The organism is Mesorhizobium sp. LjNodule214, from assembly GCF_964252735.1.
Classification (GTDB): domain Bacteria; phylum Pseudomonadota; class Alphaproteobacteria; order Rhizobiales; family Rhizobiaceae; genus Mesorhizobium.
In genome coordinates this window covers 2,096,707-2,108,884 of record NZ_CAXUPE020000002.1, presented here as the reverse complement: position 1 = coordinate 2,108,884, position 12,178 = coordinate 2,096,707, and the positions used below count along the sequence as shown (strand labels likewise).

The following is a 12,178-nucleotide window of genomic DNA, read 5'->3' as shown; positions in this document are numbered from 1 at the left end:
CCAATTCAGCCCCTTGTCGCAACCCATTCAATGGATTGAGCAGTTACGGATCGAGCAGGATATCAGCTGCTCCAACCTGTCACGAAAATATCGAGTTCACTGTGCCCTCGGTCACAGCGCGTCTGTGCGATATGCCCTCACTTAATCCCAGGCAAAGCTCGGTACAAAAGTCGCCCAGGCGGAGGAGTTGGACGGGATCGGCGTGACGGACCGAAGAGCTAGCGTCGTTCCCGCAGGCCTATCGTTGAAGTTCAGGCGTCTAGGGGCAGGTGAGACGGACACCTATCCCCGGTCAGGCAGAATCATGGAGCTGGGCGGCGGCTGGCGACGCAGGCCTTCGAGTTGATTGTTTTCGGCCTGCGTCGCGCACCAATATTCATTTGGCAGGCAGGGGAGATAAACAAAGCCATACGATCGCGTCTGAAAGGTCAGAAACCGGCCAGGCGGCGGGGCTGAGAAATCTCCCAACCCGCACCGCCGGGCCCTCACCAGAAGCGGCGTAGAGTTCACACAAGACCGGACAGTTACTTGCGATAGTAGATACGAGGTGCAATATAACCGGAGCGCTTCATTATCACATGCGAATTCTTTATTTCATCTACGGATTTGATCCCGGTGGCGCCGAGCACGGGCTGCTTACCTTGTTGCGAGCAGGATTTTTCAGCGGCCACCAGCTGAAGATACTCGCCTGTTGCCGTGGTCGAGGTGGGGCTCTTGCCGATGAAATCGCGGCACAGATCGGAGAGCACAATTTTATCCTGACTTCGCAGAGTGAAGAGACTTCCTTGCGCAACTTCGTAGGGTCGTTCTTTGTAGTATTGCGCCTCATCTGGGAGTGGCGGCCGGATATGGTTGCGTTGTCGCTCAAACAGGCCAATCTCCTGGGACGGCTTGCTGCGATGTTTGCTCCACGGCTGCGCTGCGTTTCATTCGAACACACCGCCCGCTACCGCTACCGCTCCCGGCGCGCCGCAGGCGTTTATGGCCCTGTGCTCAAGGCGCTATCCTGGCGCGTCGACGAAATCTGGGCCGATTGCGAAAGTACGCTGCAGGAGACGCAAGCATACTTCCTGCCGCGCAGGCGCCGGTCGCATATCGTGCCTCTATTTTGCTCCGATGAGGCTTCCAGCCACAAGCGCGATTACGCGCTTCACACACCCTTGCGCCTTGCTGCTGCCGGGCGGCTTATCCCTTTGAAGAACTTTGACCGCCTGATCGAGGCCATCCGAATGCTCCAGGACCGCAGCGTTTCTGCAAGCCTCGATCTTTACGGCGACGGGCCGGAACGGCAGGCGCTTTCGCGCAAGGCGGATGAGCTCGGCATTGGAGATCGCGTGCATTTCCATGGCTATGTCGCGCGCTGGTTCGAGCTAGCCTGTGATCATGACGTGTTCATCAACCTGTCCGATACGGAAGGGTTCTGCATCGTCGTCGCCGAGGCGATGCTTGCCGGCCTTCCGGTGGTCGCGACCGACGTCGGCGGTATCCGGGATTACGGCAAGGATGGAGAGAATATGCTGAAGCTTGCCGTTCCCTCGGCGGAGATGGCGCTGACGCAAGCACTGGTGTTCGTGGGCGATAAAACGCTCCGCAAGAGGATCGGAATGCAGGCACGACAGAATATGCTGCAGGCCTATTCGCAGGGTGCTTTGCGTGTCCGCGCTACGGCGGTGTTGGGTGGCGGAATGTAAGGACCGGCAAAGGACTGGCGACCAAGATAGCTGGGCCGAACGTGAATTCTGACGGCTCCGCATCTCACCTGTCCGACATGGTTCTGGTCCTTCTCCCAGCCGATGCCAGCGCGCAGGCCACCGGCTGAAGGAAGCAACGATTGTATTGCCCGTCCTTGCCGACCAACATCGTCTCCACCACCGTCTTCTTGTTGTCGTAGAGGATGCGCGCAGACTCCGCCTAAATTTAGGGGGAACGCCGGTCTTGCGCGTCGAACACCGTTTCCTGTGTCTCGCACGGATAGGTCCGGACGAACATCATTAGTCGTCAAGCTTGCTCAACAACTAAGTCTGGTAATACTGACCATAACGCTCACTGTAAAATTCGGCACTGCCGAACTTTTGATACAGCTTGATTCTTTTGATATCGACCTTGTTGAGCAGAACGCCGATACATTTGTCCGCAAGGATCGGATTGTTGTCGAGGCATTCGCGCACGAATGTACGAGCGGTCACGCCCCATTCAACAACCAGAACAAGGCCGTCGAGGTGCTGGACGAAGGACCTCACGTCCGCGACTGGAGCCAACGGGGGCAAATCAACGACGACGTAATTGAACGTAGCGCCCGCCTTGAGCAGAAAGTCGCCCATTTTCTCGATAGGTTGCACGGTCTTTGCGAGCTTTTGTTGGCTCTGGTTCACGCCGGGCAGGAACCTCAATGGCAATGACTGATGGGCCAGCATATCTCTCGCATTGAAGTCTCCAGCCAACAAGTTGGCCAGGCCTCGTTCCCAGCCGTTGGCTAACATAGGGGACAAGCCCGGATTGTGGATGTCGGCATCGATCAACAGCGTCCTACAACGCTGCATGGCAAGAACCGTCGCAAAATTAGCCGCGACCAGCGACTTCCCTTCTCCCGGGAGGCACGAAACGATGCCGATCGCCTTGGTGCTCTTCCTCGGTAACTCGACATCAACAGCGACTTTCACCGTACGCATCGCTTCAGCGAATTCCGAGCGCGGATGCTGCTCTACCCAATTAAAAGCGCTGTTCCCCACCTCGATAAATGACCGATCTCCGGCCGCACGGTCATGCTTGTTCCGGCGAATTGGCTTCCCGTCCAGCAACGGGATCATTCCCAGCGTGTCGAGTCCGAGTTCATCGCGCACTTGACCCCTCGTGCGGAAAAAGCGCTCCCGGTACTCCCGAATTCCGCCCACACCGGCGCCAATCATGCCGCCGAGCACGGCGCAGATCGCCAACGTAACAATGCTGTTCGGAGAACTTGGTCTGCCGGGGTATGATGCTTCCGAGATAATCCGCGCCTCAGTCAACGCCATCGAAAGGTTCTGCAGGCTCGCTTGGTACTGCTGCAGGACCTGTTCATATTGCGACTTGAGGGAAGACGCTTCAAGTTCGAGCTGGCGCAAGGTAACCAGCGTTTCCTTGGTCAGCGTGGTGTCTGTTCGGAACCTGTGGACCGCGAGTTCGGCGTCGACCGATCGCTTCCGCACCGTCTCGAGTTCTTCCGCCAGGGCACTGCGAGCCCGGATGATCGACTCGTCTTTAGCTCCAACTTGGTCAGAGATATAGATTTCAGCATACTTACTGGCTATTTCTTGCGCCATTTCAGCGTTAGGCGACTGAAATTGGATTTGCAGAATATAAGAATCGCCTACGCGAGCTACCGTTAAATTTTCAGCCAGAATGCCAAATGCCTGCCATCGATCAGGCCCCCGCGCCGCACTCGGTTTCGCCGGCGCTCCTCTATCTTCGGAACTGCCAATGAATGACCGCACCACCGAAGCGACCGATCCTCTGAGACTGTTGAGCAACGAATACGGCGCTGACAAGAAGGAGCGATCGGTAGCAAGACCGAGGCTGTCAACGACCTTTAGCCCGATCCGGTCGGAACGCAACAATTCGACCTGACTCAGCATCATCGGGTCAAGCTGTGTGGAGCTTCCGCTCTCTGTTAACTTCGTCACGACGGATGGCTGGTTCTTGTCGATCAGGATTCTGGCCGTCGACTCGTACAAGGGCACCTCTGCGGCAAGGTACGCCAGCCCCAGCACAAGGCCTGCGAGCGCGCATGTAAGTACGAACCTCAACTGCCGTCGCGCTGCCGCCAGGAGTGTTTCGAGATCAATCGTTCCCGACAGAGGATCGCCGAATATGAAGGCAGCATCCGGGTGCCGATTTTCAACTTCGCGGAGCATAAGCCTTCAAACCCGTGGGATGAGACTGGCAGCGCATGGGAGAAACACCCTACCACACTATCTGACTAAATGTCCGCAAATTCAGTATCGGCGCCGGCGAGGCTCAGGGGCAGACCGCTCGGGGCGGGTATCAGCCCGCTCCTCGGCAAAGGCGCGAATTCCTAACCTCTGATTGCAATAAAACGAAATCTCACGCGGCCCATGCTCCGCTGCACGTCGTGCGATTCAAGGAAGAAATTGAGTCGTATTGCCAAATGGCAAAACATCTGAGCAAGAGATTCCGGGCCCAGGTTGAGCCTGTCCTGCGGGAAACAGGGATGTCGATTGGAATGCCTCGTCTTTCACAGGCGCGCGATAACGATCACCGTAAGAGGTCTGCGCGCATCTGGCGCCTCGCGGAACGCCTCTCCAGTGCTCGAATAAGACAGGCTGCAGTCACATTTTGCATCGTGGTGTGGGGTGTCATCCTGCTGATCGTCCTCCTCTAGGTGGAAAGTGGTCCGTCTTATTCACCAAGTGGCGCGGCCGTTGCTCCCTTTCGGGCTCATCGCGCGCGATGTGTGACTTCTGAATCACGGATTCTTTGGAGACCGAGCGCCACACGAGCAGCAGGACAGCAACAAAGTACCCAATCTGTATCAAGATCCCGCAAATTACCGTTTGGACAAACGTGCTCCAGAGCGAGCCGGTAAGCAAATATGTACTGATGGCGAATGCCAACAGGACTATGATAAGGCCGCGCAAAAAAAGCAAAAAGGACATCGCCGTCCCACTCGCAGCCGCTCGCGTGACGCGCTCCTTGGCTATCCAGCTCTCGGCGCGTTAACCATCATAACATATCCGAATGGGTCAGAGCGGTAAAATATTAGGAAATGCGAATAAACGCGCCCTACCGCATGACGCGGTAGAACAATAGCTTGGCTGCGCGGCGCACCTGCGGCTCCATGCCTGCAGGTAGGGTGCAGAGAAAGATGTAGATGTATACCCGCCAGGACAATGGATCGTGCAGTATCGCGCGAATGAGCAAGCGCGCTCCGCGTTTCTTTTCGCCTTGAGCCACGCAATCATTGCCGGCTTTTGCGTATAAACGGGCGTTGCGCCGCCGAGCGAGGTGCGCAAGCTCCGGCCGTCGGATGACCCATTCTCGCGTGAGGTGTTCAGCTACCGGCAGAAGCGCGTCGAGTCTGCGGGTAGTGTTTGAGCCATGACGCCGTTTATAGACGATTGCTCCGGCCACATGTTGAAATGTCCAGCGCTCGGCTACGCGCATGCAAAACTCTGTATCCTCTCCAACCCTGATTGTCTCGTTGAACAACCCGATATCTTCGACAATCTCCCGCCGCATGACGATACTGGAAGGAACAATCGGCCCATCCAGCAGAAAATAGGTCGGCAGCGTATCGCTTTGATCCGCGCGATAGCGGCCAACGGCCACGGGCACAGCATCGGAAAGATCTGGAGCGGAAAAGTCGACCAAATCACCATAGACAAGAGCTGCCTTGCAGCCATTGCCGAAGGCGGTCAATTGACGCTCAAGCTTGTCCTCAGCCCAGAAATCATCGCCGTCGAGAAATGCAATAAAATCACCGGTAGCATGTCTGATTGCAAGATTCCTCGCCGATGAAGGCCCGATACCCGCCGTTGTCAGGACATGGATGCGCGGCTCCCGATCGACCAACGACGCAATCACTTCGGTCGAGCCGTCCGTCGAGCCATCATTGACAATGATGATCTCTCTGATGGCGCTCGAAGCGGTCTGATTGATGACGCTTTCCACTGCCTGCACAATGAAGCGTTCCTCATTGTGGCATGTCAAAATGACCGAAACACTCATCTTGTGCTGCCTGGCAAGGCGCGGCCAAGAAATCGAGAATGACCAGTGCTCGTCGGGTGGGACCTCCGCGCCCTGTTCAATACCAGGCAAAGCCCGTGCCCCGTCAATTCCGGCAGGAGCGAGACAAGGATCAGTGTGACGAAAGCACGTGTGCCCGAGGCTTCCGTTCCAACGTAGAAAGCGCAGGGAACAAGGACTACGAGGGGCAGAAGCCGCGCCTGGGCTGCTCCGATCAATCCGTGAAAAAGTGCCGAGCCTAAAACACGGCTTAACCGAAACCATGCGGCCGCCCATATCAGAAGATAGAGGCTGAGCCCAATGATGCCATTCTCGGTGAATATGCGTTGAAATTCGCCATGGATCCCCAGCCGCAACTCGTCAGGAAGACTGCGGAACTCAGTATCGATGATATTTTTGAATTGGTTCGTGCCCACGCCCATTAGTGGATGTTCGGAGATGAGCCGTTTGGACAGAGTGAAGGCAAACGAGCGCTGGACGTTGCTCGGCGTATCTCCAGGGGCATATTTCCCCTTTGCGGCCAGGTATTCGTACTGCCCCATGCTCAGCGGATCGAGCATGGTCTGCAATTGCTTCTGGATATAGGCGTTGTCCATCGTGGTCGATAGCACAAAAAGACCCACGAAGCCGGCGGCGATCGCCGGCACCATCGCAGCGAGCCTTCCGCGTGTCAGAAGCGCAGCGGTCAGAAAGAGATAGATCAAAAAAGCCTTGCGCTCCCCAGATAGCACGAGCAGGGGGAGTAACCCTGCCCATGCAAACCAAAGGTTGCGCCGCTTGGCCCGGCTGGCGAAGAGCAGCAGCCCCGCGAGCGTAATTGGAAGGAAGGTGAACACGAGCCTTGGATCGAACAGATGTTTCCAACCGACCGGGTAGCCATGAGCCACATGCCAGGCGATCGTATAGGCGAGGATCAGCACCATGCCGAAAAGCAAGATGTTCACTGTCTGGTGCGTATCGAGCCGTCTGGCCTCCTGTGCGAGGACCAACGCAAAGGCGCCCACTGCGGACATCTGCAACAGCTCGCGCAGGCCGTTCTCTATGTCCACGCTAAAGGCCGAGACCATGTGCCAGCCCAAGAAGGGCAGGAGGAGTAGAAAACCGGCTGGAAAAACCAAACCTCGCCAACGCCCCGTCGTGAGGCCAATGATGAGCGACAGCAATGTGATCAGCTCGAACGGGCGCAGCAATACAAGACCCGTCTCGAGCCTGATTGGCAGGAAAAGGCTTAGTATCGCGAATGTGAGGAGATAACGCATCATAGCCCCACGCGGCGCGATATCCTTTTAACATGTTCTCTTTCCTGGAGACAGATTCTTGTTGGTATGCCGGCGGGCGGAGAAGACTTTGCGCCGGTTCATCGGTGTGTCGACGACGAAAGGGGCGGTGGGCCCACGACAGAGCAGCCCAGCGATGAAGGTCTGCGTCTTCCAATGTCCAACGGTGCCTCGAGCGTAGGCAGAGCTCATCAGGCAGTCGACGGAGAGTGATGGCGCATCGTTACGGTGCGCAGTCGATGCGGCCTAGGCGACGGTCTCGCTTTCCGGGGTCCAGGCTTCTGGCTGGTCGAGCACAGAGACTGCGCGAACATGGCAGCGAATTTTATGCCCCATATCCTGCGAGCCGAGCTCATAGCCTGTGCCGGCTTCGCCCACGATCGGAATGCCGTCACGATACCAGAGACACTCTATTTGCGACGCAACCACGTTCGGTACGACGGTCAGCGCTTGGCTTGGTGAAGCCCGGCCCGACAAGGTCGGCAATGCGCTGAAACCCGGCGGAACCCTAGCCAGATCCGTTTCCGTCTGCCGGACCCTTATATAGTCAATGACCATGTCATACGTCTGCGACGGGTCCGGTTGAGCATGCCCCTTGTTTTGATCGTAAGCGAAATCCACCATGATGTATTTTTTCGCTGCGAGTTCCGGGCTCGTCGGAACGCGCGCCACTTCCCAGCCATCGATCACGAAATAACTATAATCATCCTCGATCTGGGCGTACCAAGTATGAAATTCGCCATCGTATATGTCGACTGTCGCTGGAAAGCCATTTGATGGATCGACTTGATAACCGGCTATTTTCCGGTGCACGCCGGCTGTCGCGATCTCTGGATCTGCATAACCGAGTTTGGGTTTGTGAACGTGCTGGCTTATGTTGATGTAGGCGCCATTGAGACCATCATATTCCCAAAAGTCGGTCTCAAGACGATTGCGCGTCCTCCAGAACAGATGCTCTTTGCCATACGCCCAAAAAGCAGGAAAAAATCCGGGGCGGGGCGCTGCGATCTTTGGAAATCTGGCGCGGATCTCAAAGATTCCTTTTCCCCAACACCGCCCTTGGCCATTGTTGTTCACTGAAGAGAACGCACCTGTTCTCCAGCGGCCCTTATTTAAGAGCCGGAGCGCCAGCGTGTGGCTGGCGGCGTCGTGCACATATGAGGAAGGCGACGCCGAGATCCGCTGGGCATTGGCGTCAACGCCGACATTCGCCAGAGAGGTCGGCGCATACCAGATGCTGGCTTGGGCGCCTTTGGAATCATCGACAACCGTGTTGGAATCGAAATCATCAAAAAAAACCGTTGTGTAACCGCGGATCGGTGGCGCCGCCTCTCCACGATGAGCATATCGCTCATTGCCGATGGCTGCCCAGGACTCCCACGAGGCTGAGTCGAATGCGTAACGCCCCGGTTTGTTGTTCGCATCCACGGATGAAGGAGGGCGCTGGCGATAGGGATGATCGCTGGGCAGGTCGGATTGCCGGCCGACGCGCCACATGCCCCATCCCATCAGCATGTCGATCAGCGAGTCATCTAGTTCGCTTTGCCCTATGATGACGCAGTCGATCGCGACATCGGCCCCCATCGGATTGATCACATCGCCCATGAAGCTCTCGGATTTCACCCGGTTGGGTGCCAATGCATAAATCGTTTGGCCAGCCGTCTTGACCCCATTCACCACAACCTGCATCACGAATCCCCGGCGGTACCCGACCATGACATTCCAGCCGCCAAAATCCGTCGAGCATTTCCCTTCCTCGCTCTTGATCTTGCCATCATCGACCTGTGAAACGAATGTGCTTTTCGATGGCCTGAAGCAGACGCGCGGCTGGCGGTGCACCGAACCACCCTCGGCGCCATTGACGCACAAAACAGAAACGTTGTTCGCATCGGAGTTGGCTGCGGAATCGCACCGGGCGATCACGAGCCACCAGCGGTGAAGGTATGGGGCGTCGTTGTCGGCAGGCCAAGTCAATGCCTGTTTCGTGCCCTTCTTGAAGAGGACGCCGTCTTTCCCAAGCTTTGTCGGGCATAGAGAGGGCTCGGCTTGCACCGCAGCTACAGGCTTCACGCCGCTGGATTGCCACGAGGAGACCTCGCCTTCGGCCAAATCCTCCTGATACCAGGATTTCACGATCATCTCCGGGAACAGATCTGGATGCCAAAGTTGTCCCTTCTGCTGCGAGCCCTGGTCCGGACCGGCGGCGAAAGCATCCCGTCCTGGGCGACCGGATGCCGTCAGCAGAAGGGCGGCGCATGCGCCGCGCGCCAGATCCCGGCGGGAAATGCGGCTGGTCATCGTCGGCGTGCCGGCACGGGATTCCTCCGTGGACACCCGTTGCCAACCATTGCGCTTCTTCAAACTCCCTACATTCATGATTCATCCTCGGATGGACGGCCGTTGATGCGGCGAGAATGCAGCTACAATGAACTATGCAAATCTGACCCATTTCGCGTTCTTGGATGTCAGCGTTTGCAGGACTTCCGCACCATACTTCCCGAAGAGGAGCGACGCTCTCAGATAGAGAGTAGCGACAGATAATGTACCTATAACGAGAAGCCCGGTCGCGAGCACCAGATAGTCGGGCGATCCGGCAAGCAGCGTTTTGACCGCCGAGCCAATGGCGAAGACCACGGCGGCAAATGCCACAGGCGGTACATGAACGCGCGCGAAATCCAGAACTGACAATCCCGTCATCCGACAACTGACCACCGCATAAAGGAAGAAACTCGTCGCAATGGCGCCGGACACTGCAAAGGCGACCGCGTTCACGCCGTGGGGCGCTGAGAAGAATGCGGACGCAGCGACAAGGGCCATGTAAATGAATTGCATCAAGGCCGTCCGGTAACTGCGGCCTGTGGCAAGCGTGACGGCTCCGCACACTTTGTAACCGACGCGGAAATAAATTACTGCAGAGAATGCGACCATAGGAGCAACGGCGCCGATCCAGTTCTGGCCGAGGACCGTCAGGACAAGCTCTTTCGCAAAACAGCATAGAAACGCGCTAGTCGGCAGGGCAAGCGCCGCTGTCAAAGCATAACCCTTAAGCTGAGCGGTGCGGAGTCTCGCCTTGTCGTGGTGAACCTTTGACAGCAAGGGAACGACCACACTCTTGTTTAGATCGCCGAACAGATTTGCCGGCATTGCAATCAGATAAAATGCCCGGGAATAGATGCCCAGTTCCGAGGTGCCGATCAAGCGCGCGACAATAACATTGTCGATATATTTGGCGACGAAGCTCGATATACCTGCCAGCGAATAGCCCAGGCTCTGGCTGCGGATGTCGCGGTAGGACTGCATGTCGAAACGAGGACCCACGAGATAGTCCCTGGCAATGAAGAGATAGATGCCGGCCAAGATGAATGCCTCGGCCATGTGCGCGACCACCAAGGCCCAATAGCTGAGGCCAAAATAGGCAAGTGGAATGGCTAGGCCGACATTGGAAGCAATCCAGGCGACCAGCCTCGCTATGGAGGATATTTTGAATTTCAGATGCCGCGACAAAATGGCCTCGGCGGTCAGATTGAACGCGTTCGCGATCATCATCACCGCAAGGATGCGCGAAACGAGAACCAATTCCGGCACATGAAGAAAATCGGCAATCTGCTCTGCAAACACCCATTGAAGCAAGCCGAGGATAAGAGCGGTTGCCATCGACAAGGAAACTATGGTTCCGATATGGCGCTCTTCGATGTCCGCTCGCTGTACCAAGACCTGCGACATGCCAAGGTTGGCAATGTTACTGCCGATGGCCACGATGATCATCGCAGCGCCAACAATACCGTATTCTCGGGGGGAAAGCAGGCGCGCGAGAACGGCCGTGACCAGCACATTCAACAAGGTTCGAGCAAGCAATGTGGTACCCGCCCACGAGAGGCCCTTGGCTGCCCTTCGAGTCAGCTTCCTATGTTCAGCTATTTGGTCCAAGTTGACTTGACCCAGACTGTCCAATTGGTCGGCTACGTTTTAGTGCATGCAAGCGTGCTGCAATATCGTGAGTCATTTTTCTCGCCCACGCTTCGCGGGTGAATTCGCATTGCATTCGCCGTCTCGCGTTCTCGCCGAGCCGCGTCCGCAACTGTTTATTGTCGCGCAATTGAGTCAGCGCACGGGTCCAGTCCACAACGTCGTCCGGGGAGCAAAGGAGGGCAGTTTCGCCGGCAGTAAATATCTCTCGCAAAACCGGAAGATCGCTGCACAGGATGGCTTTTCCATGCGCCATGTATTCGAAGGCCTTCAAGGGCGACATCCAGTCAGCGAGGTTCGTCGTATTGTTGTCGACGCCTCGTACAACCCGCTGATAGGGCGCGAGCACCACATCGAATGCCGCCAGGAACGAGGAGATCCGGGCATGTGGCACATATCCGTGAAAGATAATATTTCTCTCGGATTCTGCCCGAGCCCGCCATTGGTCGATGTCATGCTGCGCCCCACCGACGATATGAAAGGTGGCCCAAGGGCAGGCTTGCGCAAGAGGAAGTATGACCTCCATTCCTTTTCCTGGATAGAGTTGCCCCGCATATCCGACATTGAAATCTCCGCCGAGCGGGATCGCGTCTTCCTCGGGCGCTGAAACGAGATCGCCACCGAGCGGCATGGACAGAATGCGACCTGATAGCTCGGGCCACCGGCTTTCAAAGTGTTTCCTCAACGCTTCGCTGATGACGACGAGCGAAAGGAGGTTTTTCGACTTCGCCAAGTTGTCGAAGCGCCTGATGACGGCCCGGTGCTCGGTATCAATCGAGCTATGCAGCTCCAGCACTGTCGGAACGCCGGCCGCAGCCGTAGCCCTGGCAATGGAGATCGACCGCGTGATCACGGCATCGCGCGCCGTCAGCCATGCAAGCAACGATACGGCACCGCCAAAGGCAAGCTTTCGGGCTGGAATATGATCGAATGGTATGTGCCACAAACCAAAACGCCGCTCTGGATCGTAGGCCTTCCTGATTTCGCCCCACTTGTTGGTACCGGGTCGATCAAGGGGAATTGCAAGGACGGTTCTGCAGCCGATTGCTTGAAACGCGCTGCATGCCTTCACGACCTGTACGGCGTTTGCCGCTTGGCTCGGAACAGGTACGGGATGCGCATAGACAAGCTTCAAATTACTCATTCCTTTGGCGCCCAATCACTGTTTCCGCGTTCACTTCATCAAGAACCGG

Annotated in this window: 8 protein-coding genes; 1 reads left to right on the top strand and 7 read right to left on the bottom strand. The window is 56.8% G+C overall.

Features of this window, described 5'->3' with window-relative positions; genetic code table 11:
* Positions 1-578 precede the first annotated feature (578 nt).
* On the top strand, positions 579-1,691 hold the full coding sequence (locus tag ACSQ3Z_RS23925) for a glycosyltransferase (RefSeq protein WP_436173716.1): 1,113 nt from the start codon (positions 579-581) through the stop codon (positions 1,689-1,691).
* 324 nt (positions 1,692-2,015) lie between these two features.
* On the opposite strand, the gene ACSQ3Z_RS23920 is transcribed toward ACSQ3Z_RS23925, so the two are convergent.
* From ACSQ3Z_RS23920 to ACSQ3Z_RS23890, 7 genes are all read right to left on the bottom strand, one after another.
* Entirely contained in the window at positions 2,016-3,890 is a 1,875-nt protein-coding gene (locus tag ACSQ3Z_RS23920; RefSeq protein WP_436173715.1) for a Wzz/FepE/Etk N-terminal domain-containing protein, read from the bottom strand.
* A 462-nt stretch (positions 3,891-4,352) separates the two neighbouring features.
* Entirely contained in the window at positions 4,353-4,652 is a 300-nt protein-coding gene (locus tag ACSQ3Z_RS23915) for an exopolysaccharide production repressor protein (protein ID WP_436173714.1), read from the bottom strand.
* A 127-nt stretch (positions 4,653-4,779) separates the two neighbouring features.
* Positions 4,780-5,724 carry a glycosyltransferase family 2 protein gene (locus tag ACSQ3Z_RS23910; RefSeq protein WP_436173713.1) on the bottom strand — a complete coding sequence of 315 codons (945 nt, stop codon included), beginning with the start codon at positions 5,722-5,724 and terminating at the stop codon, positions 4,780-4,782.
* The gene (locus ACSQ3Z_RS23905; RefSeq protein ID WP_436173712.1) at positions 5,721-7,004 is read right to left on the bottom strand and encodes an O-antigen ligase family protein; all 1,284 of its coding nucleotides are present in this window, start codon (positions 7,002-7,004) and stop codon (positions 5,721-5,723) included. Before ACSQ3Z_RS23905 ends, ACSQ3Z_RS23910 begins: the two co-directional genes overlap by 4 nt.
* A gap of 261 nt (positions 7,005-7,265) precedes the next feature.
* Positions 7,266-9,395 carry a hypothetical protein gene (locus ACSQ3Z_RS23900; protein ID WP_436173711.1) on the bottom strand — a complete coding sequence of 710 codons (2,130 nt, stop codon included), beginning with the start codon at positions 9,393-9,395 and terminating at the stop codon, positions 7,266-7,268.
* A gap of 54 nt (positions 9,396-9,449) precedes the next feature.
* Complete coding sequence (locus ACSQ3Z_RS23895) at positions 9,450-10,946, bottom strand: lipopolysaccharide biosynthesis protein (RefSeq protein ID WP_436173710.1); 1,497 nt, start codon at positions 10,944-10,946, stop codon at positions 9,450-9,452.
* Positions 10,930-12,144 (bottom strand): glycosyltransferase, encoded by a 1,215-nt coding sequence (locus ACSQ3Z_RS23890; protein ID WP_436173709.1) that lies wholly within the window; start codon positions 12,142-12,144, stop codon positions 10,930-10,932. The genes ACSQ3Z_RS23895 and ACSQ3Z_RS23890 overlap by 17 nt, the downstream gene beginning before the upstream one ends.
* Between the last annotated feature and the right edge of the window lie 34 nt (positions 12,145-12,178).

Bases quoted from the DNA above. Each gene is read 5' to 3' on its own strand.
- ACSQ3Z_RS23900 (WP_436173711.1), bottom strand. From the start codon at position 9,395: ATGAATGTAGGGAGTTTGAAGAAGCGCAATGGTTGGCAACGGGTGTCC.
- ACSQ3Z_RS23920 (WP_436173715.1), bottom strand. From the start codon at position 3,890: ATGCTCCGCGAAGTTGAAAATCGGCACCCGGATGCTGCCTTCATATTC.
- ACSQ3Z_RS23910 (WP_436173713.1), bottom strand. From the start codon at position 5,724: ATGAGTGTTTCGGTCATTTTGACATGCCACAATGAGGAACGCTTCATT.
- ACSQ3Z_RS23905 (WP_436173712.1), bottom strand. From the start codon at position 7,004: ATGATGCGTTATCTCCTCACATTCGCGATACTAAGCCTTTTCCTGCCA.
- ACSQ3Z_RS23915 (WP_436173714.1), bottom strand. From the start codon at position 4,652: ATGTCCTTTTTGCTTTTTTTGCGCGGCCTTATCATAGTCCTGTTGGCA.
- ACSQ3Z_RS23925 (WP_436173716.1), top strand. From the start codon at position 579: ATGCGAATTCTTTATTTCATCTACGGATTTGATCCCGGTGGCGCCGAG.